A 22,205-nucleotide genomic window follows, 5' to 3' on the forward strand; every position below is an offset into this window, starting at 1 on the left:
CAGACTCTGGCATAACTCGTGTAGAAATTCCCAATTAAAAAGGCGACCTTGTGGTCGCCTTTTTGATGTTTGACTCGTCTTAATCGACTTGCTTAATTTGTAGCTCTTTTGGCACTTCGAAGAACATGGTCTCTTCACGACCAAGCACTTCGTCTACCGCTTCTGCACCAACCAGCTCTTTGATGCGATCTAGGATTTGGTTTACCAGCTCTTCTGGTGCAGATGCGCCAGCAGTCACACCAACTTTCACTTTGCCTTCAAACCATTCAGGCATGATGTCTTCTGGGCAGTCTGTTAGGTATCCTGGCGTACCTAGCTTTTCAGCCAGTTCTTTTAAGCGCGTTGAGTTTGATGAATTCTTGGAACCTACAACAACCATCACATCTACATCAGCAGAAAGCTCACGCACGGCATCTTGACGGTTTTGCGTCGCGTAGCAGATGTCATCTTTACGAGGACCTTGGATGTCTGGGAATACGCGGCGTAGCTCTTCAATTACGTCAGCAGTTTCATCAACAGACAGTGTCGTTTGGCTCACGTAGTGCAGATCCGATGGATCTTTCACGATCGCTTTTAGCTTCTCAACATCGGCTGGCGTTTCCACAAGGTACATACCGCCTGTATCACTTGAATACTGACCCATCGTGCCTTCCACTTCTGGGTGACCAGCGTGACCGATCAGTACCACTTCCATATTGCGACGGCTTGCACGTGCCACTTCCATATGTACTTTGGTTACCAACGGACAGGTCGCATCGAATACCGTTAGGTCACGAGACTTAGCTTCTTGACGAACAGCTTGAGATACACCATGAGCGGAGAAAATCACAATGTTGTTGTCTGGCACTTCATGAAGTTCTTCAACGAAGATAGCACCACGCTGTTTTAGACCTTCAACCACAAAACGGTTATGCACCACTTCATGTCGAACATAGATAGGTGGCTGATACATCTCTAGCGCACGCTCTACGATGCTAATCGCGCGGTCAACACCAGCACAGAAACCACGTGGGTTAGCTAACAGGATTTTCATTTCATTGCTCATGGAAGTTATCTTTTATTTGGTTCGCTATTCTACTGACAAAATTTCGACTTCGAAAGTCACGTCTTGTCCCGCGAGTGGATGGTTAAAGTCCACAGTCACTGAGTCACCAGCAATCTCAGTGATAATGCCCGGGATTTCCATTCCATCAGGACCGCTAAATGCCATGATTGTGCCGACTTCCACTTCTGATTCACCCACGAACTTAGTACGGTCCATATGGTGGATATGGTCTGGGTTTGGCATGCCAAAAGCGTCCGCCGCTTTTAGTTCAATTGCCTTTTGCTCGCCTACTTGTAAGCCCAGTAGGCATTGCTCGAAGTTCTCACTCAAGCTACCGTCGCCCATAACGAACTTAGCAGGTTTGCCCATATTGTGTGTACTGTCCGCTACAGAGCCATCTTGCATTTTAATGGTGAAGTGCAGCGTTACTGCTGAATCTTGATTTATTGTTGTCACGTTACTGCTTCCTTGTTCTTGGGTTTCCTGCGCTCTATCTGATCACGTGCTGTGATTGCTTTTTATTGTACGAAGATACGCGGATTGGGCTCCAACATAATAAAAAGCGTCGTCCGAATCAACGGACGACGCTTAGGGTTATTCGATATATCGCAAAAGATTACTTGTCAGCGTCCTTTTTGCGAAAGCCATCAAGAATGATCATTGCCGCACCAATACAGATAGTTGTATCTGCAAGGTTGAATGCTGGCCAGTGATAGTTACCCCAGAAGAAGTCTAGGTAATCAACAACAAAGCCATGAACAACACGGTCAAACACGTTGCCCACTGCACCACCAATAATCAGTGCGTAAGCGATGTTGTTCCATTTTTCCTTTGCTGGAAGCTTGCTCATCCAGTAGGTCAAAAGACCTGTCACAACAAACGCGATACCTGTGAACAACCAGCGCTGCCAACCCGCTTGATCGCTCAAGAAGCTGAATGCTGCACCGTAGTTATGAACATAAAGTAGGTTGAAGAATGGCAGCACCTCAATTCGGTTTGCCCATCCATAGCCCATGTTGTCCATCACCACCAATTTGATGCCAATATCTGCAATAAATACCAGAATTGCTAACCACAGCCAGCGAACTCCAGATTGCTTTAACGTCAGTGCTTTTTCACTCATTACTTTACCTACAAACAGCCCCAGTAAATACTGGGGCTGTTAATTTTAAAAAAAGTTCAGTCGTTCTAGGCAATTACGCGAATTTACGTACTTCACCTTCGCCGTCTACGTTCGACACACAACGACCACAGATCTTCTCGTGACCTTCGATTGTGCCTACGTCTGGCGTGTGATGCCAACAACGGTCACACTTCTCGCCTTCAGCTGCTGCTACTTCAACAAACAAGCCTTCGATATCCGTCGTTTGTGCTGCATCAGTCTTCTCACTTAGTGGCTTAACTTTCGCAGCAGATGTTAGTAGAACAAAACGCAGTTCATCTTCAAGTTTGTTGATCTTCGCCGCTAGTGCGTCATCAGCAAATAGAGTCACTTCAGCTTGTAGTGCACCACCAATGGTTTTCTCTTTACGCGCATCTTCTAGAAGTTTGTTTACTGCACCACGAACCGCTTGGAGCTCAGTCCAGAATTCGTTGTTCAGCTCTTCACCTTCAGCAAGACCGAATAGACCATCGAACCACTCACCAGTGAATACGAACTTGTCGCGTTGACCTGGCATTTCGTTCCAGATTTCATCTGCAGTGAACGACATGATTGGCGCCATCCAACGAACTAGCGCTTCTACGATGTAGTAAAGTGCAGTCTGACAGCTACGTTGAGCGTTGCCGCCACGTTTTGCTGTGTACTGACGGTCTTTAATAACGTCTAGGTAGAAAGAGCCCATTTCGATTGAACAGAATTGCATTAGACGCTGAGTCACACCGTGTGTGTTGTACTCTTCGTATGCTTTAACAATCTCTTCTTGTGCTGCTAGTGCACGGCCAACGGCCCATCGATCTAATGCAACCATCTCTTCAACAGGAACGATGTCTGTTTCAGGGTTGAAGCCGCTTAGGTTAGCAAGGAAGAAACGCGCAGTGTTACGGATACGACGGTACGCATCTGCGCTGCGTTTTAGGATTTCATCAGAAACCGCAACTTCACCAGTGTAGTCTGTTGAAGCAACCCATAGACGAAGAATGTCAGCACCTAGCTTGTTAGTTACGTCTTTTGGCAATACCACGTTACCAATAGATTTCGACATTTTGTGGCCTTTACCGTCCACCACGAAACCGTGTGTCAGTACTTGCTTATATGGCGCTTCGTCTTTCATCGCGATAGATGAAATAAGCGAAGACTGGAACCAACCGCGGTGTTGGTCAGAGCCTTCTAGGTATAGGTCTGCAGTGTTGCCGTTGTACTCTTCACGAGCATCAACAACAGAGTAGTGTGTTACACCCGAATCGAACCATACGTCTAGCGTATCTAGCACTTTTTCGTATTGGTCAGCGTCAGCACCTAGTAGTTCAGCTGCATCTACATCCCACCATGCTTGGATGCCTTTCTCTTCAACCAGCTTAGCGACTTTCTCGATCAGCTCTAGCGTGTTTGGATGAAGTTCTGCTGTTTCTTTATGAACAAACAGAGCAATTGGCACACCCCAAGTACGTTGACGAGAGATACACCATTCAGGGCGACCTTCGATCATACCCTCGATGCGGCTTTGACCCCATTCAGGCATCCACTCTACGTTCTTGATAGACTCTAGTGCTTTAGCACGTAGGCCAGCTTGGTCCATAGAAACGAACCATTGAGGCGTAGCACGGAAGATGATTGGAGTCTTATGACGCCAACAGTGTGGGTAGCTGTGCTCGTAAGCGTGGTGGTGTAGTAGTGCACCTTTTTCTTTCAGTACTTCTACTACTGCATCGTTCGCTTTAAATACGTGTTGACCAGCAAATAGCTCAGTATCTGGTAGGTAAACACCGTTTGAACCAACTGGGTTTGCTACTTCTAAGTTGTACTTGTTACCAACCGCGAAGTCTTCTTGACCGTGTCCTGGTGCAGTGTGAACAACACCAGTACCTGAATCAGTCGTAACGTGATCACCAAGGATCGCTGGTACAGTAAAATCGTAGAATGGGTGTTGGAATTGAGAAAGCTCAAGATCCGCACCTTTAGCAAAGCCAAGGTTGTGGAAGTGCTCGATACCCGCACGATCCATTACGTCTTTCGCCAGCTCAGCAGCAACGATGATACGCTCAGCGTTGTCGCCTTCTGTTTGGATAAGCACGTACTCTAGATCGTCACGTAGACATACTGCGCGGTTTGCTGGCAGTGTCCAAGGTGTTGTTGTCCAGATAACAATAGACACGTCACCGTGACCTTCATGACCTTCTGTCAATTCAAACTTAGACAATAGTGCCGCTTCGTCAGTCGCTTTAAAACGAACGTCGATAGATGGCGATACTTTATCTTTGTACTCAACTTCTGCTTCAGCCAGTGCTGAACCACAGTCTGTACACCAGTGAACTGGTTTAAAACCTTTCAGTAGGTGACCTTTGCTTGCGATCTTACCAAGAGCACGGATGATGTTCGCTTCAGTTGCGAAGTCCATAGTGCGATATGGCTTGTCCCATTCACCCATGATGCCAAGACGCTTGAAGCTCTCTTTCTGACCTTCAACCTGACCTGCAGCGTACTCACGACATTTCTCGCGGAACTCAGCTGCTGTCACTTTTTGACCTGGTTTGCCAACTTTCTTCTCTACCATCAACTCGATTGGTAGACCGTGACAATCCCAGCCTGGAATGTATGGTGCGTCAAAACCTGAAAGTGTTTTGGATTTAATAATAATGTCTTTAAGAATCTTGTTTAGTGCGTGACCAAGGTGAATGTCACCATTCGCGTAAGGAGGGCCATCGTGCAATACGAATGACTTTTTGCCTTTCTTCGCTTTACGGATTTCACCGTAAAGATCTTCTTTGTACCAACGCTTAAGCATTTCTGGCTCACGATTGGCCAGGTTACCGCGCATTGGAAACCCTGTTTCAGGTAAGTTCAGGGTATCTTTATACTCACTCATCGATTCTTAATTCCGTTATATTGGGCGAAAATTAGACATTATGTTGCACGGTGGAATAAACCGCTCAACGCTTAAGCTGACGCAGCCACACCCTTGCTGCTTCAGCATCCAATACGATTTGTTGTTTAAGTGCTTCAAACGACTCAAACTTTTGCTCATCTCTTAGTTTATGCAAAAGTTTCACTTCTAGCTGTTTACCATATAAATCAGCGTGAAAGTCGAATAAGTGTACTTCTAACTGCTGACGAACACCATTAACCGTCGGTCGTTGACCAATGTTAGCGACGCCACCAATCGGCTTATCTCCTAAGCCAAGCGCTTGAACAACATAGACTCCGGAAACCGGAGAAACACAGCGCTTCAAAGGAATATTTGCCGTAGGGAACCCGATGGTTCTACCTAGTTTTCTTCCATGTGAAACACGACCGCTGATGCTGTAATCTCTTCCCAGCATCTCATGTGCGGACTGCAAATCATCACGAGCCAATGCATCTCGAATTGCTGTACTGCTGACTCGTAACTGCTGTAAACAAAAGCTTTGAGTACTTACGACTTTAAAGCCGTACTTTTCCCCCGCTTCTTGTAGCATTGCAAAGTTACCTGTTCGACCTTTGCCAAAACAGAAATCATCACCAATGACAAGAAACTTAACACCCAATCGAGTAACCAACAAGTCACGGATAAACTCCTCCGCCGTTAGGTCGGAAAAATGACGATTGAAGTTAACGCAAAGTAAGCGATCAATATCCAGCTTACTCAGCTGGACAAATTTGTCTCGCAGTCGCGTTAACCTTGCTGGTGCCTTATCTCGAGCGAACAGCTCCATAGGCTGAGGTTCAAAGGTCATCACAACCGAAGGTAACAAAAGTTTCTTCGCTTGTTCAGACACTTGTTGCAATACTTGTTGATGGCCTCTATGTACGCCATCGAAATTGCCAATAGTCAGCACGCAGCCTTGATGGCGCGACTTGATATTGTGAATGCCTCTAATCAGTTCCATTGGATACTGCTTTATGCCTCTGTTTTTACTTTGCACTGTGTGAAACTGACGGATTATATACCAATCAACCTTATTCTGTCCCAGCTTTTAGGTCTTTTAAACGAACACCGAGTAAAAACACCACAGCAAGGTAAACCGCGGCACCTAAACCAATCAACATCGCTAGCACACCACTACGGTGAGCAAAGCTCCAATCCAACCACACCGACATGTCTTCGAGCTGCCATAGAATTGCCGCAACCATTGCGCCACCAGCCACCATCAAGCGAACAATAAAAAAGACCGTTCGCTTGGTGACTTGGTACACCCCAGCAATATGTAAACCACGATACAACAATGCCATGTTTACAAACGCAGAGAGTGCAGTGGCAATCGCAAGGCCAACATAACCGTAGAAATAAGCAAAAATTGCATTGAAGACCATATTGGTCACCATAGCAATAATGCCGTATTTTACAGGCGTTTTGGTGTCTTGACGCGAGTAGTAGCCCGGAGCGAGCACTTTAATTAACATAAAGTTAAGCAAGCCCGAGGCGTATGCTAATAAAGAGAGAGAAGCCTGATGTACATCTTGCGGGGAAAACTCTCCTCGCATAAACAACACCATCAACATAGGCTTTGCTAATGCCATCAACCCAAGCATGGCAGGAATACCCAGTAAGGTCACCATGCGCACGCCCCAATCCATGGTATGAGCAAAACCTTCACTGTGAGCATCTACGTGTTTACGTGACAATGCAGGGAGAATCACCGTCGCAATCGCGATACCAAACAAACCTAACGGGAATTCAAGTAAGCGATCTGAATAGTACAACCAACTGATCGAACCGGTTTGCAGAAAACTGGCAATAAAAGTATCAAACAATAAGTTGATTTGGCTTACCGACACACCAAATAAGGCAGGAATCATCAAGGTACGGATCTTCACCACACCCGGATCGCGCCAACCCCATTTAGGCTTAACCATTACTCCCGCTTTAATAAGGAAGGGAATCTGGAATAGAAACTGAACAAGGCCACCTAGTAATACGCCAATCGCAAGACCGATTTCTGGTTGCGACATCTGAGGCGAGATAAACCACGCCGCCAAAATGATCATCACATTGAGGAAGACAGGCGTAAAAGAAGAGACGGCAAACTTACCTAAGGTATTAAGGATCGCACCAGAAAGCGCAACAAAAGTAATGAACCATAAATAAGGAAAGGTTATCTTGAGCATGACACTGGCAAGTTCGAACTTCTCAGCGGCCGGGCCGCCATACATCCAGTCTAGGAACCAACCAAAACCAAACAGCGCCGTCACTACACCAGAGCCTAAAACCCCTAGAATGGTAACAATAGAGACAATCACGCCCAGCGTACCAGCCGCACGAGCAATCAACTCACGAGTTTTATCCATATCCCCTTGAGCGTGACTTTCGGTTAGTACTGGCACAAAGGCCTGAGAAAATGCGCCTTCTGCGAACAAACGGCGTAAGAAATTAGGAATTTTATTGGCAAAGAAGAAGACGTCGGCACTCGCTCCTGCCCCCATCAAGTTTGCTACTACCACATCACGAACTAAACCTAGGACGCGCGAAATTAATGTCATGGCACTGACGATCATGCCAGACTTGAGCAGTCGTTTACTCACTGTAACCTCGGAATATCACCAAAAGATAGCCAACCCTATTCCTCTAAGCCTTTGAAAGCTACAAATGGGCGTTAAAAATATATCCGTTTATTGTCAGATCTAGGCGGATAATTATTAGCAATGGTCTAAAAATGCTGTTAGAATCCCCGCCATCTTAACCGCGATAACCTTTCTTACCAAAATTTGTTTTGGCTTCGATTGGTTTTTGCACAAATCATTTGACATTTAGGCGCAAATGAGGGATAGTCCTCGCCCTTAAATTGTCACAGAAATAAGTTTTTGGGAGTTAGACCCTTGGCAAATAGTAAATCTGCTAAGAAGCGCGCTATCCAAGCTGAGAAACGTCGTCAGCACAATGCTAGCCGTCGCTCAATGATGCGTACTTACATGAAGAAAACTGTTGCTGCTATCGAAGCAGGCGACAAAGAAGCTGCAACTGCTGCATTCGCTGCAGTTACACCTATCCTAGACCGTATGGCGACTAAAGGCCTTGTTCATAAGAACAAAGCAGCACGTCATAAGTCTCGTTTCGCTGCGCAAATCAAAGCTCTTTAATAGAAACTTGATTTTACAGTGAAGAAAAAACCGGCTACTGCCGGTTTTTTTATATCTAAATTCCGTGTAACTCATCGAATTTTAGACAATAAAAAAGCTGGCGATGCCAGCTTTTCTTATATGTGACCTGTCATCACATGGCCTCTGCACAGTAAAGGCCATGAAGCGTTTGGATTAATTCCTTCACTTCATCACTCTTTAACGTGTAGTATACCGTTTGTGCTTCTTTTCTCGTAGCCACCAGTTCGTCGCGACGAAGCCAAGCTAAATGTTGAGACAGTGCCGATTGGCTCAACTCTAGTTTTGCGCAAAGTTCCCCGACCGATAGTTCTTGATTATGCAGCATGCAAAGGATTTGTAGGCGTCTCTCGTTTGCCATTGCTTTAAGCAACACGACAGCTTTGGCGGAGTTTTTCTCCATTTCTTGTAGATTCATGTGCTGGACCTCTAGCTACAACTTACTTTCCCCAACCCTGGCCAGTTTGTTGTGTTACAAAGATTTTATAATTTAGAGTTATAGTTTTGTCGATAGTAATCTATTTATTTGCGCAACGAAACGTGTTCATTCAAACATTTGGCTAAAATCTGCATCACAAACGTTCTTAACTGCTGGATGTTGTATCATTCGTTCAGCAAAAATAACGTAATACTCTTCTTTAAGGTCGTCTACGTGGCCGATCAGTTGTAAATTGCGGTCATCTTCAATCTCCGACATATAAACGGTCGGAGCTAAAAAAATCACATCATCACGATAACGAGCAAATGCCTTCATTAAGGCAACATCATCAAACTCGCCCAGCACATCTGGCTGTAATCCTTGTCTATCAAACCACTGCAATACTTTACGTCCCATTGCCGTTCTACTGGCCGGGATAAGTAATTTTTTATTCTCTAAAACTTCAGGAAATTTCACATCTGGTATTTCAGACGAAGCAAAAAAGCTCATGCTACTCTCACCTAACTTCTTGCTGTAAAGGCCCGGACTTTGTGTTGAGTCCACCGGACAATCAGAAAGGATCATATCAAGTTTATGCTGGGATAAACGCTCCAAAAGCAGTTCGTGAGTCGATTCGTAGCAGCGTAAGTGAATGCTGTTATCTTCAGGAACCGTCGTCATTAATACTTTGCTGACGAGTCGCTTAGATAGTGCATCGGCAACGCCAACTTCGAAAAGAATATTAGAGTGCTGGCTGTAGTTAACGATATCGAGCATTTCGTAGCTCAAACCAAACATACGGTCGGCGTACTTAAATACCAACTGTCCTAGTTCTGTTGGTTCTACCGTGCGCCCATTACGCTTGGTCAACTTCCCCTTCATGCGGTCTTCAAGTGCTTTGATCTGCCCAGTTACAGTTTGTGGTGTTAGAAATAAAGCATCAGCAGCTTTAGTTACAGAACCTTGTTTGCACACCATCCAGAAGTAATAAAGGTGGTTGTAATTTAGATGTGACATCATCAATCCCTATAAAGAAGATGACACTTTTTATATCAAATGTGACAAGGACAGACAAGAAGCTCGGCAAAACCTACAATAAATAAGAAAAAGATAAGTTTTACCGAAAATAACGAATTCACACTGTCATAAAACTTGAAGTAAAACGCACTTTTTTAATCTCATCAAGATAAGTGGCAGCGAACCAATAACACAGAAAATTACATAAATTTCAATCAATTACAATGCTGTGAATTTTTCTTCACAGGCAACTATTAAAAAGAATAATAAAAATTCTCCATAGAAACCGAACTGTAATATTACTGAAATATTTAATCTCTAACATCGCCCTCAGTTTCAACAACAGACCAAATAAACGAACTGAAAGGTCCACGGAGAAAATTATGATGAACCAAGCTACTTCAACAGCAGCACCAATCTCGAGCACGACTCGCTGGTTACGCTGGGCTAACTTGGCATTCATGTTATATCTGCTTCTTCTAGCAGTATCTATGGTTGGTAGCGGCTTCAAATGGGCGACTGGCGATCAAGCTAAAGTACTCTTTGAATTTGCGTCTCACCCAGTCGCAGGTCTAATGATCGGTTTGGTGGCTACGGCCCTAATCCAATCTTCAAGTACCGTAACTTCTATTATTGTAGGTTTGGTTGCAGGTGGTTTACCTGTAGAAACCGCTATTCCTATGGTAATGGGTGCTAACATCGGTACTACCGTAACGAATACTCTTGTTTCACTTGGCCACGTACGTTGTAAAGAAGAATTTAAACGTGCATTCGCAAGTGCAACAATCCACGATTTCTTTAACTTACTTGCAGTACTGATCTTCCTACCATTGGAAATGATGTTCGGCATTCTAGAAAAGATTTCACACTGGTTAGTATCGCCTCTACTAAAAACTGGCGATATGAGCATGGGTGGTTTTGACTTCATCAAACCAATCACTAAACCTGTAGTAAGCGCGATTAAAGAGCCTCTATCTACATTTGGTGACACCATGGGTGGTGTAGCACTAATCGCTCTAGGTATCGGTACTATCTTCGTCGCTATCACTGTTATGGGTAAGCTAATGAAGAGCCTGATGGTTGGTCGTGCTCGTGACATCCTTAAGAACGCAATCGGTCGTGGTCCTATCCACGGTATCGTATCGGGCTCTGTAGTAACGGTTCTTGTTCAGTCTTCTTCTACGACAACAAGTCTAATGGTTCCACTAGTAGGCTCAGGTGTTCTAAAAGTACGTGATATCTACCCGTTCACTCTAGGTGCTAATATCGGTACATGTATCACGGCTCTACTAGCAGCAACAGCAGTATCTGGTGAGTTCGCGGTATTCGCACTACAGATTGCATTAGTACACCTAACGTTCAACATTCTGGCGACACTGTTCATCTTCGGTATCCCGTTCCTACGTGAGATTCCAGTAAAATGTGCAGAAGTGATTTCAGAAATGGCTATTAAGAACAAAGCGGTTGTAGCAGGTTACCTACTAGCAGTATTCATCGTGCTACCAGGCTCTATCCTTGCTCTGACAGCATAATAATAAGATTACCATCGCTTATGTTAGGCTCCACTTCGGTGGGGCCTTTTTTCGTTTTAGAGAAGTAAAAATGGGTTCGCCCTAGGAACGCTAAGCTTCGAGAGGGATAAGGCTCGATGATATCCACCTAAGACATCAAGTCCTGCCAAAATTCTTTTCTAGTCCCCCACTCTCGATACCTACAGCGGAGCGCTCTCATTTCTTGATCACGCAGTAAACTATGGTAAAAGAGATTCCCGACGACCGTTTGATTTCAGAGTGAGTGAACATCATCTTCAAGAGCGAGGCTCGAGTGAGTTGGAGGATCTTTTATCCCCTCTCACATTTTGAAGCGTAGCGTTCTGTAGGGCGAAGCCTGTCCGCCACCCTTCGGATATAAAAAAGCCGCCCATAAAGGCGGCTTAGAAACTCAATATACTCGTTAAACTGAGAACGGGTACTGAATTGGATCGTGGTGCTCGTAACCTTCTACCCAGAAGTCATCTAGAGTTACCCATGTTTCCAAATCTTCTAGAGATTTGATTTCTGGATTGATGTGGAAGGTTGCAGCTTTCAGAGGTTCACGCTTCAACTGGATGTCACGCATTGGCGCAAGCTGATCTTCGTAGATGTGTGCATTAACAATCTTATGATAAGCCTGACCAGGTTTCTTACCTGTAATTTGCGCCATGATTGCCAAGAACACATACACTTGAACCATATTGAAGTTCAGACCCAGCGGAACATCACAAGAGCGCTGCGTGCTGTTTAGGTACAGCGTGTCACCTAACAGTGAGAAGTGGTGGCTGTACATACATGGGCGCAAACACCCCATATGGAACTCACCAGGGTTGTAGAAGTTTAGGATTTCACCACGGTCATCAACACCGCGCGTTAAATCATCCACAATCTTACGCAGCTGGTCAATATGACCGCCATCTGGCTTCGCCCATGAACGACCTTGAACGCCGTATACACGTCCCATGTCATCTTCACCCTTACGGAATGGGTTGTTCAGCCATGCTTCATTTAGGTTTGCGTTCGCATCCCATGTTTTCGTACCTAACTTACGGAAGTCTTCAGCGTTGTCGTAGCCACGGATATAACCAAGTAGCTCAGCAACTGCCGCTTTCCAAAAGCTCTTACGTGTCGTTACTAATGGGAATTGGTTGTTGGCAACATCGTAGGTCAAGTCTGCGTTGATCACCGTTAGGCAGCGTTTGCCTGTGCGTTCGTTTTCAACCCAAGTGCCTTGGTCAACGATACGCTGACACAAATCTAAATACTGTTTCACACCAATTCCTTACTTCGTTTCTGCTTGGACTTTGTCTTGGTAAAGACCACGTTTGTACGCCCAAACCATCATAAGCACACCTAGAATGATCATTGGTGAAGATAGGATTTGCCCCATCGAAATATAGCCACCAAATAAACCAAGCTGTGCATCCGGTTCACGGACAAACTCAACTAGGAAACGGAATGTACCATATCCAGCTAAAAATAGCCCTGATACCGCCCCCAAAGGACGAGGCTTTTTAATAAACCAGTTCAAGATTAAGAACAGTACGATACCCTCTAGGAACATCTCATAAAGCTGAGATGGATGACGTGGGAGTGGTCCACCATTCGGGAAGATAATCGCCCATGGTACGTCTGTCACGCGGCCCCAAAGCTCACTGTTCATAAAGTTACCCATACGGCCCATACCAAGGCCAAATGGCACAAGCGGTGCCACAAAGTCTGCCACGCCAAAGAAAGTTCGACCATTCTTGTGCGCGTACCAGAACATGGCAGTAATCACGCCCATTAAACCACCGTGGAACGACATGCCGCCGGTCCAAACTTTAAATAGGTACAAAGGGTCCGCTAAGAATAAATCGAAGTTGTAGAAAATCACGTAGCCAACACGACCACCAATCACTACCCCAAGGAAACCCGCAAACAACAAGTCAGAAACTTGCTCACGTGTCCAACCACTACCCGGCTTATCTGCGCGGCGGTTTGCCAGCCAAAGTGCGAACATGAAGCCGACAAGGTACATCAAACCGTACCAACGAACAGAAACAGGACCAATAGAGACTAAAACCGGATCAATATTGGGAAATTCAAAGTATCCCTGAGACATAACTCATTCTCTTCTTATTACTAATAAAACAGGTGGACTTTACAGCAGCATGGTCGCTGCAACAAACATCAAGAATACGGCAAATATTTTCTTCAATACCGCAGTTGGAAGGGTAGAAGCCAGTTTTGCGCCAACTTTAGTCGTGAGCATCGACGTCATGGCGATTGCTAACAAAGCTGGAAGGTACACATAACCTACACTGTAGTCAGGTAATCCTTCTACTTTGTAGCCATGTAAGATGAATCCAATCATGCCTGAGATGGCGATCACGCAGCCGCACACCGAAGAGGAGCCAACCGCTTTACGCATTTCAATACCATGTTTGTTCAAGAAAGGGACCGACAGTGAGCCACCGCCAATACCTGCAAGACTTGATACCACACCAATTCCCGTTCCGTACATCATAGTGACCGGACTACTCGGCATGGGCTTCTCGCTTTTCGTTTTAATTGAACGAAACATCTGCACCGCTAGACACAACACAATCACACCAAAGACTTTCGGTAAATAGTGTGTAGGGATCCATTCGGCGATATTGGCACCAACAAAACCACCGATAACCACACCAGGCATCAGCCATTTCACGACGAACATATCGACGTTACCCAGTTTAAGGTGATTCATCGCCGACGAACCGGAGGTCACGATGATACTCGCCAAGGAAGTAGCAAGTGCCATGTGCATACTCATTTCAGGAGAAATGCCAGCTAAAGGAAGAAGATACAGTAATGCCGGTACAACTATTAGCCCGCCTCCGATGCCTAAGAGTCCTGCCATCACGCCAACGAAAGCGCCTAGCGCGAGCAATAATATAAATAAAGAGATGGTCACAATTACCTACTTCTTACCTGCACGAATAAAGCCGGCAAAACCTTGTTGAATAAAGAAATCATGCATCATTTGATGGATTTCTTGCCCATAAGAGCATGACATGGCTTTTTCGACGAGTTTTTCTAATTCTTTTTGCTGGCTATGGCGAATCAAATACTTCACCTTAGCCACGTTAGAGGTGTTCATACTCAAACTGTCGTAACCTAAGCCCAACAGTAAAAGGGCACCAAATGGGTCGCCTGCGAGCTCACCACAGATACAGACCGGAACCTGATATTGATGGCAAACATCATGAATTTGCTTCAACGCCAACAGTACTGCCGGATGCATGGATTCATAGACATCCGCAACACGAGAATTGTTCCGATCAACCGCCAACAAATATTGAGTTAAATCGTTAGTACCAACAGAAACGAAGTCAACACGATGGGCTATCGCAGGCAATAAGTACACCATTGATGGCACTTCAATCATTACCCCAACCTTCGGCGCTTGAATGCGGTCATCCAATAACACGACTTCGCTGTAAGCTTGGTTAATCAGCGTAATAGCATCATCCAGCTCTTTAATACCAGAAACCATCGGTAGTAAGATGCTTAGATTACCACTTTCCGCACTCGCCCTAAGCATCGCACGCAACTGGATCAAAAAGATATCAGGGTGATCCAACGTAAAACGAATACCTCGCCAACCCAAAAACGGATTATCTTCTTCAATCGGAAGATACGGTAACGGTTTATCACCACCGATATCCAGCGTACGCATTACGACTCGTTGATTTGGATAGCTATTGAGGATTGCTTGATACTGATGATACTGCTCATCTTCCGATGGAAAGTGATGCTTAAGTAAAAAAGCGATTTCAGTACGGTACAAACCCACGCCATCCACACCAGAGTTGATGGCGATATTGCTATCCGCACTCAAGCCCGCGTTGAGCATGACTTCAATCGGATGGTCATCTTGTGTGATCGCAGGTAGTGCAAGATCTTTGTTCACCATTGCGAACAATTCAGATTCTTCACTCACTAAGCTGCGATATTCACGCAGCAATTGACGGTTCGGTTCTAAATAGATCTCGCCAGTGTAGCCATCGACAATGCCCTTCTTGCCGTTTACCGCGCGAGTATTAATGTTTGCGCCCATAATGGCAGGAACACCCAGCGCACGAGATAGAATCGCAGCATGGGAGTTCGCCGCACCTTCCAGCGAAACAACGGCAAGTAAGTGCTGTTTTGGTATTGAAGCAAGTAGCGTCGCCGTGAGTTCATTGGCAACTAAAATCACTGGGCGATCAATCGAGGCATGCTCTTGCTCACTATTATGTAAAAAGTAAAGCAAGCGTTGCCCAAGCTCGCGAATGTCTTGAGCACGTTCACGTAGATAAACGTCTGACATACGCGCGAAGCGGTTTGAGTAGGTTTCGACGACTTGTCGCAATGCCCAATCCGCACGGTCACCTTTCTCGATCTGCTTCTTAAGATCACCACGCAACATTGGATCATTGAGTAAGTGGGTAAAGAGGTCAAAAATAGCTAACGCGTCTTTATTGATTTCGCTGTCAAACTTCTTACGCATACGGCGAAAATCATTCAACGCTCTTTCCACAGCAACCGCCAAAAGTTCATGTTCCCTTTCTTTATCTAAGGCAGAGGCAGGGAAAACATCACTTAAATTAGGTTGAGTATTATCAAACCAGAACTCGCCGATAGCGACACCAGTCGAAGCTGGAAGCCCCTTGATAACAGTAGGCTTGGAGGCGAGTTGCCAGTGACCTAAGTTTTGCGCATGCGCAATCAACACAGCAAGCTGCGCAGATAAGGTCACAAGGAAAGACTCTTCCATCTCACTAAACAAGCGTGGGGTTTTCTGCTGGATAACCAGAACACCGAGCACTTGTTTACGATGAATGATCGGCGTACCTAGAAAGGAGTGGTAAACCTGCTCACCGAGTTGAGGGAAGAATTTAAAATCAGGATGGGTTGAAGCCTCAGCTAAGTTTAGGGGTTCCGCACTGCGTTTGACTAAACCGACCAAGCCTTCGTTGAAGTTGATATGAATACTATCGCCTTCAAAAATAAGGCCTTGAGTTGCCATTAACTCAAGGCGCTGCATTTCATCATTAGCTAGATAAATAGTACAACACTCAGTGCATAGGGCTGCGCAAGTCTCTTTAACCAATATATCCAGTGCCAGATGCACATCATCGACTCTGGAGACTTTCTCAACTATTTCCCTTAGCTGACTGAGCATGTTGATCCTCTATCTACGTTGCTTTTTTCTTTTCCCTTTCGTCTTACGCTCTCGAAAAGGCATGGCTAAAGATGCAAACTCTTTCATCGCACGACGATAAACGTCTCGCTTGAAAGAAACAACTTGCCTAACTGGATACCAGTAGCTTACCCAGCGCCAACCATCAAATTCAGGGGATTTCCCACGCTGCATATTGATGCGGGATTCATCGCATTCTAATCGCAGCAGAAACCATTTCTGTTTTTGGCCGATACAAACAGGCTTGGAGTCCCAACGCACCAATCGCTTTGGTAGCTTATATCTTAACCAATGACGACTTGTTGCGATGATCTTAACGTCTTTTTTCGTCAGACCGACTTCTTCATATAACTCCCTGAACATGGCTTGTTCAGGTGTTTCACCTTCGTCAATCCCACCTTGTGGAAATTGCCATGAGTGTTGCCCGTATCGTTTAGCCCAGAAGACCTGACCATGGTTATTACAGATCACAATACCAACATTAAGTCGGTAACCATCGCCATCTATCACCGGCTAACCTCTATGAATAATTTTTTATTACCGTGATTTTTCCACATATCCCCATTACTAGCAAACTTACTGATGTGATATGAGCAAGATTTATTACCTTTTGGCCTTTTTTGGATATCTTTTAGACAGACATTATTTTATCAACACAAGATTGAGACATAGCCCACATTTATTCACCTTTTCTGTGAATAACTTTGTGAAGAAATCATTATCAATAAAGATTTTTGTTCAAAACCATTACAAGCAATATTTTCCAACCACAAATAAAATAAACATAAGATATTGATTATAAAAACATAAAGCCCAAAAATGGCGATTTGACGATCTTTATTTTCCTGATGATCTTTTCACCAAATACAGATCGGTCAAAGATCGCTCAATCGGTTATTTATCCACATTGAACAGGTAGGACTTCATGACATCTCAATAAAATCAAGTCTCAATCCATCTTTAAACCCCTGTTTATTCATCCAGCCTACATGTGGATCCTATTGGTGGCTTTCTAATCTGTGGATAAGTTATGAATTGATCATTCTTAATCCAGCTCGGTGAAATCTTGGACAGTCGATTTTGATGAAATTTGGTAGACTAACGTTTTCCCTCATCACATTGCCGTTATGAAACCAGAACCACAATCCGAAGCTGAACTGATGGAGCGCGCACATGATATTGCGGGCTTAAGCTTTACAGAACTTGCCGAAGAGGCAGGAATGGCTGTTCCTGAAAACTTAAAACGCGATAAAGGCTGGGTTGGGCAATTACTGGAATGGCATTTAGGTGCGCCAGCAGGAAGCAAACCGCAACAAGACTTTGCCAAGCTTGGGATCGAACTAAAAAGCATTCCGATCAGTTATTCAGGTCGACCACTAGAGACAACGTTTGTCTCTGTCGCTCCATTGACTGGGGTTCAGGGACTCACGTGGGAAACCAGTCACGTTCGCAACAAGCTGTCACGAGTACTGTGGGTACCTGTAGAGGGCGAGCGCGAGATTCCTTTGGCAGATCGAAGAGTTGGTAGCCCATTGATATGGTCACCCGATCAAGAAGAAGAGTTAATACTAAAAAATGATTGGGAAGAACTGATGGAATTGATCGTGTTGGGTAAGTTTGATCAAATTTCCGCCAGGCATGGAGAAGCGCTTCACTTGCGACCTAAAGCAGCAAACGCAAAAGCACTAACTGAAGCTTACAGCTCAAATGGTAAACCGATAAAAACCCTGCCCCGTGGTTTCTACCTTAGGACACAATTCACCGAACAGATATTATTGAAGCACTACATCAACGCCCAATCAGAATGATCAGTGTGTCACGAGTGACAACTCAATATCACAGTACGAGGCTGTACCTTCACTGCCAAACTCATCGTAAGCATTGTGCAGCCTCAAATAAGCTTTATCTATCCCCAACCTCAGCAGTTCTTCTTTCACCAGATCCAATGAGCCGAAATGAATCGGATCTTCACCGTCTTTGATCGGTTCAAGTTGGTGTTTGTACTCCACTGCTAATAGGTAATCAGAGACATCAGAACAACCAATCACAAAGACCTTAGGCGTTTTATAGGAGTCTTTGTGATAGCCATGCAACCACATGTCGAGTTGATGCTTCTGCATATTGCACCTCCTTTACAAGATCCTTTAAGTCTAGTTACCGTATTGATAACTTTCGAGTTAACTACATAACGAAACTTAAATCATTTGCGACAGCAACTAAAAATCCCCTATATTGGAATGACTTATTCAGTCGGTAACTCTTCAAGGATGTGAAATGCAATATACAAAACTACCGCACTCATCACTCGAGATCAGTAAGATCTGCCTTGGCACTATGACGTTTGGTGAGCAAAATACCGAACAAGAAGCTTTTCAACAGCTCGACTTTGCCCTCGATCATGGGGTGAACTTCATCGATACTGCCGAGATGTATCCCGTACCACCGAAAGCAGAGACACAAGGACTCACCGAGCAGTACATTGGCAATTGGTTAGCGAAAAGTGGTAAACGTGAGAAAGTGGTTTTAGCAACTAAAGTAGCTGGTCCGCGCAACGTCCCATACATTCGTGAAAACATGAGCCTTAACCGTCGCCATATTCACACTGCGATCGACGATAGCTTAAAACGCCTGCAAACCGATTATGTCGATCTATACCAATTGCATTGGCCACAGCGTCAGACCAACTGCTTTGGTCAACTCAACTATCCTTACCCAGACAAACAAGAAGAAGTCACACTGATCGAGACCCTTGAAGCTCTAACGGAGTTAGTCAACGCAGGTAAAGTGCGTTACATCGGTGTCTCAAACGAAACGCCATGGGGCGTGATGTCACTGCTGCGTTTGGCAGAAAAGCATGACTTACCAAGAATCGTTTCAATCCAAAATCCATATAACTTACTTAATCGCAGTTTCGAAGTTGGTTTGTCTGAAATCAGCCACTACGAAGGCGTTCAGCTGCTGGCTTATTCACCACTAGCATTTGGTTGTTTGAGCGGTAAATACCTCAACGGAGCAAAACCAGAAGGTGCGCGTTGCACGGTTTGGGAACGCTTCGCTCGCTACTTCACACCACAAGGTGTTAAAGCGACAGAAGCATACGTCAACCTAGCGAGAGACCATGGATTAGATCCTGCGCAAATGGCGCTTGCCTTCGTCAATCAGCGCCCGTTTGTGGGTTCAAATATCATTGGCGCTACTAACCTAGAACAGCTTAAATCCAATATCGACAGTATCGATGTTCACCTAAGTGAAGCGTTGCTAAATGATATCCAAGCGATTGGTACGACTTACTCGAACCCATGCCCATAGTATTTCACTTCCCAATAGACTAAAAACAAAGAGGCTGACCACAATGGTCAGCCTCTTTGCATTGGCGAATTAAACCCAAGTTGAACCGAATAGATATGATTGAGAGCTCCACTTGGGTTATTGATTACGTTGGTATTCGCGCAGTTAAAACACGACGTAGATGACGAACTCGGCGTTCAACTTTGACAGCATCAGGCACACTGACATGGTTTGAACGACCTTCTTTATCTAAGCCAATGTCTTTTAACAAGTGCTCATTTGTCCAAGGGATTTGATGAGCATTACGGCGGACCATACGTTGCCATTGCTTTTCTTCACGTTTGAGATCGGCTTTTAAAAGCACAGTGGCCAGTTTCAAATAGATAGAGTGACGCATAATTTTTCTCCAAATAGCGATAAATAATCGACAGGGAAAAATAGTGGACTAATTAAACAGAAAGACTCTGTTGAGACTAAGCCGCTACTTTTCCGCAGCCTAGTAATAAGAGGTAGGTTACGGATTAATTTAATCTAATGAGCCAGTAGTATCTTGTTTGATCGCTTCAAAGGTTGAGCGAACATCAGACATACGATCAGCGCAAGCAGTGGTGTTAACAACGTAATGTTTCATCTTGCGCCTCCTAGCTAAAAATTAATCCGTGATTGATGTGGTATAACTCATTGAGTTACGGTTGAATTGTAAGCAACAGAGGATATTTATCAAACCATTTTTGTGTTTTTGCTTAAAAACAAACCATTAGCCTAAAATAAGGTTGCATATGGTTTTTTGAATAACATATTCAACTAAGGAATATATAAAAACTCGAGTTTTATAAATATTTAGAATTTGCGCACAAAAAAGGAGCGTCATTGCGCTCCTTTTATCTTGCTGTCAGATAGAGGGTTTATACCGTCTGCTCTGTAATCAAGTTGTGTTTGTTCAGTAATCGATACATGGTCGCACGTGACACACCAAGCTCTTTTGCGGCATTCGATACTTGACCAGAATGCGACTCTAATACCACCAGCAACGCATCTCGTTCACTCTTCTCACGAATCGATTTCAAGCTGCGCTTTGAGTCATTGCGTTGAGGTAGGTCTAGGTGATGCTCTTCAATCATGACGCTGTCAGACATCAGTACAGCGCGTTTCACTTGGTTCATCAACTCACGGACATTACCTGGCCAGAAATAACGTGTCAGAGCCTTCAAAGCATCTTCAGAAAAGCTCTTCGCCTGTGAGTTGTACTCTTTAGAGAACTCCTGCAGGTAGAAACGCGCCAACAAAGCGATGTCACTTGCGCGCTCTTTCAAGCTTGGTACGTTGATACGCAGTACATTAATGTAGTGGTAAAGCTCTTCATTGAAGTCTCCGTCAATGAGTGCTTTCTCTACATCAGACGAGTTAGCGGCAAGAACCCGTACATTGACGTTCTTCGCGCCATCACGTGTTTCAATCGTCCCTTCTTGCAGGAAGCGTAGCAGGTTCATCTGTTGCTCTTTTGAGATGGTTAGAATGTCATTGAATAAAACGGTGCCGCCATCAGCTTGTTCTAGCAGGCTTGGTCCCATCTCTTCTTCCGCCTCAATCCCAAATACTTCAGCTTGGAAACGTTGCTCGTTAAGTGCACGACAGTTAATCGATAGGAACGGCTTATGTGAACGTGACGACACTTTGTGAATTGCACGAGCGACAGCCTCTTTACCCGTGCCGCTTTCACCGTAAATAAGAATACTCACGTCTGTTGGACCGATACGCTTAACTTGGTCACGCAGGCGCTTCATTGGAATTGACTCACCAATCAACCCCATATCTAAACTGTTACCAAAACTTGGCCAAACTTTCTTTTCAAGCTTAAGCATACCCAATTGGTGACCAATCGTGCTCAATAGCTGCGCATCTGGGATTGGTGCAGTAAAGAAGTCGATACAGAAGTTCACGATGAACTGGCAGATGGTGTCAGTACCAAGTTGAGATTCGCGGATGAACGCCAACCAACGAACGTGTTTATGAGAACTCACTAAGTTCGCTAAACCATTAAGACTGAACTCATCATGGCTGAGGTCAACTATACCGATGCATGGTCCAATATCTTCTAACAATGTGTTGGCTTTACGTAAGTCACCCACTTGATGACACTTCCATCCCACTTGTTCTAGTACTGATAACCAAGGTTCATAAGTACCGCCAACTACGACTAGCGATCCCGGAATGGAATCCATCTTAAACTGCCCAGCCATTCTCTAACCCTTATTGATTGTTGATTGAAATTTCGCGCCACAAACCCAACTTTGCGAACGGGTAACATTATCGAGACTACGCCTGACGAAGTCTGTCTCAATATTAAGACTATGCAACAGATTGAGATTTCGCGAATACTTATTTACTACTCCTATCCGACCTCAAATGCAAATAGTTGAATTTGTTCAAATTAAAGATACAAAAAAACCACCCGAAGGTGGTTTTTT

Annotated in this window: 20 protein-coding genes; 4 read left to right on the forward strand and 16 right to left on the reverse strand. The window is 44.7% G+C overall.

Going from position 1 to position 22,205, the window contains the following annotated elements; genetic code table 11:
* Positions 1-79 precede the first annotated feature (79 nt).
* The 6 genes from ispH to murJ form a co-directional block, all read right to left on the reverse strand.
* Entirely contained in the window at positions 80-1,045 is a 966-nt protein-coding gene (gene ispH / locus C1S73_RS08005; RefSeq protein ID WP_038866396.1) for a 4-hydroxy-3-methylbut-2-enyl diphosphate reductase, read from the reverse strand.
* 24 nt (positions 1,046-1,069) lie between these two features.
* Positions 1,070-1,501, reverse strand: coding sequence for an FKBP-type peptidyl-prolyl cis-trans isomerase (gene fkpB / locus C1S73_RS08010; protein WP_038866395.1), 432 nt, complete (start codon positions 1,499-1,501; stop codon positions 1,070-1,072).
* Positions 1,502-1,661: 160 nt separating this feature from the next.
* The gene (lspA, locus tag C1S73_RS08015; RefSeq protein ID WP_005440576.1) at positions 1,662-2,168 is read right to left on the reverse strand and encodes a signal peptidase II; all 507 of its coding nucleotides are present in this window, start codon (positions 2,166-2,168) and stop codon (positions 1,662-1,664) included.
* A 73-nt stretch (positions 2,169-2,241) separates the two neighbouring features.
* Positions 2,242-5,070, reverse strand: coding sequence for an isoleucine--tRNA ligase (ileS, locus tag C1S73_RS08020; protein ID WP_038866393.1), 2,829 nt, complete (start codon positions 5,068-5,070; stop codon positions 2,242-2,244).
* Between the two features lie 64 nt (positions 5,071-5,134).
* Complete coding sequence (ribF, locus tag C1S73_RS08025; protein WP_038866392.1) at positions 5,135-6,070, reverse strand: bifunctional riboflavin kinase/FAD synthetase; 936 nt, start codon at positions 6,068-6,070, stop codon at positions 5,135-5,137.
* Between the two features lie 70 nt (positions 6,071-6,140).
* Complete coding sequence (gene murJ / locus C1S73_RS08030; RefSeq protein ID WP_038866390.1) at positions 6,141-7,703, reverse strand: murein biosynthesis integral membrane protein MurJ; 1,563 nt, start codon at positions 7,701-7,703, stop codon at positions 6,141-6,143.
* A gap of 294 nt (positions 7,704-7,997) precedes the next feature.
* Between murJ and rpsT the strand changes: the two genes are divergently transcribed.
* Positions 7,998-8,258 (forward strand): 30S ribosomal protein S20, encoded by a 261-nt coding sequence (rpsT, locus tag C1S73_RS08035; protein ID WP_005440571.1) that lies wholly within the window; start codon positions 7,998-8,000, stop codon positions 8,256-8,258.
* Between the two features lie 133 nt (positions 8,259-8,391).
* On the opposite strand, the gene C1S73_RS08040 is transcribed toward rpsT, so the two are convergent.
* Both C1S73_RS08040 and nhaR read right to left on the reverse strand, forming a co-directional pair.
* Positions 8,392-8,694, reverse strand: coding sequence for an ArsR/SmtB family transcription factor (locus C1S73_RS08040; RefSeq protein ID WP_038866389.1), 303 nt, complete (start codon positions 8,692-8,694; stop codon positions 8,392-8,394).
* A 126-nt stretch (positions 8,695-8,820) separates the two neighbouring features.
* Positions 8,821-9,711 (reverse strand): transcriptional activator NhaR, encoded by an 891-nt coding sequence (nhaR, locus tag C1S73_RS08045; RefSeq protein ID WP_038866387.1) that lies wholly within the window; start codon positions 9,709-9,711, stop codon positions 8,821-8,823.
* 386 nt (positions 9,712-10,097) lie between these two features.
* Here nhaR and C1S73_RS08050 point away from each other — a divergent pair, with 386 nt between their 5' ends.
* The gene (locus tag C1S73_RS08050; RefSeq protein ID WP_027726695.1) at positions 10,098-11,243 is read left to right on the forward strand and encodes a Na/Pi symporter; all 1,146 of its coding nucleotides are present in this window, start codon (positions 10,098-10,100) and stop codon (positions 11,241-11,243) included.
* A gap of 421 nt (positions 11,244-11,664) precedes the next feature.
* On the opposite strand, the gene C1S73_RS08055 is transcribed toward C1S73_RS08050, so the two are convergent.
* The 5 genes from C1S73_RS08055 to rppH are packed head-to-tail and all read right to left on the reverse strand — an operon-like array spanning position 11,665 to position 16,959.
* Positions 11,665-12,516, reverse strand: a complete 852-nt coding sequence (locus C1S73_RS08055) for a thymidylate synthase (RefSeq protein ID WP_005434888.1) — start codon at positions 12,514-12,516, stop codon at positions 11,665-11,667.
* A 9-nt stretch (positions 12,517-12,525) separates the two neighbouring features.
* Positions 12,526-13,347 carry a prolipoprotein diacylglyceryl transferase gene (gene lgt / locus C1S73_RS08060; RefSeq protein WP_038866385.1) on the reverse strand — a complete coding sequence of 274 codons (822 nt, stop codon included), beginning with the start codon at positions 13,345-13,347 and terminating at the stop codon, positions 12,526-12,528.
* A gap of 39 nt (positions 13,348-13,386) precedes the next feature.
* Positions 13,387-14,178, reverse strand: coding sequence for a sulfite exporter TauE/SafE family protein (locus C1S73_RS08065; protein WP_038866383.1), 792 nt, complete (start codon positions 14,176-14,178; stop codon positions 13,387-13,389).
* Positions 14,179-14,184: 6 nt separating this feature from the next.
* Positions 14,185-16,431 carry a phosphoenolpyruvate--protein phosphotransferase gene (ptsP, locus tag C1S73_RS08070; RefSeq protein WP_038866380.1) on the reverse strand — a complete coding sequence of 749 codons (2,247 nt, stop codon included), beginning with the start codon at positions 16,429-16,431 and terminating at the stop codon, positions 14,185-14,187.
* A 9-nt stretch (positions 16,432-16,440) separates the two neighbouring features.
* Positions 16,441-16,959 (reverse strand): RNA pyrophosphohydrolase, encoded by a 519-nt coding sequence (rppH, locus tag C1S73_RS08075; RefSeq protein WP_005434895.1) that lies wholly within the window; start codon positions 16,957-16,959, stop codon positions 16,441-16,443.
* 617 nt (positions 16,960-17,576) lie between these two features.
* On the opposite strand from rppH, the gene mutH reads away from it, so the two are divergent.
* Positions 17,577-18,257 (forward strand): DNA mismatch repair endonuclease MutH, encoded by a 681-nt coding sequence (gene mutH / locus C1S73_RS08085; protein WP_038866378.1) that lies wholly within the window; start codon positions 17,577-17,579, stop codon positions 18,255-18,257.
* Here the strand turns inward: mutH and C1S73_RS08090 are convergent, their stop codons facing one another.
* Positions 18,258-18,569 (reverse strand): DUF6482 family protein, encoded by a 312-nt coding sequence (locus C1S73_RS08090; RefSeq protein WP_038866376.1) that lies wholly within the window; start codon positions 18,567-18,569, stop codon positions 18,258-18,260. It abuts the gene before it with no gap.
* Positions 18,570-18,723: 154 nt separating this feature from the next.
* Between C1S73_RS08090 and C1S73_RS08095 the strand changes: the two genes are divergently transcribed.
* Positions 18,724-19,758, forward strand: coding sequence for an NADP(H)-dependent aldo-keto reductase (locus C1S73_RS08095; RefSeq protein ID WP_038866375.1), 1,035 nt, complete (start codon positions 18,724-18,726; stop codon positions 19,756-19,758).
* Positions 19,759-19,882: 124 nt separating this feature from the next.
* On the opposite strand, the gene C1S73_RS08100 is transcribed toward C1S73_RS08095, so the two are convergent.
* On the reverse strand, positions 19,883-20,134 hold the full coding sequence (locus C1S73_RS08100; RefSeq protein WP_038866374.1) for a hypothetical protein: 252 nt from the start codon (positions 20,132-20,134) through the stop codon (positions 19,883-19,885).
* Between the two features lie 508 nt (positions 20,135-20,642).
* Positions 20,643-21,977: a cyclic-di-GMP-binding transcriptional regulator VpsR gene (gene vpsR, locus C1S73_RS08105; RefSeq protein WP_038866373.1), complete on the reverse strand. Its 1,335-nt coding sequence runs from the start codon at positions 21,975-21,977 to the stop codon at positions 20,643-20,645.
* Between the last annotated feature and the right edge of the window lie 228 nt (positions 21,978-22,205).

It is taken from the genome of Vibrio jasicida 090810c (genome assembly GCF_002887615.1).
Classification (GTDB): Bacteria; Pseudomonadota; Gammaproteobacteria; order Enterobacterales; family Vibrionaceae; genus Vibrio; species Vibrio jasicida.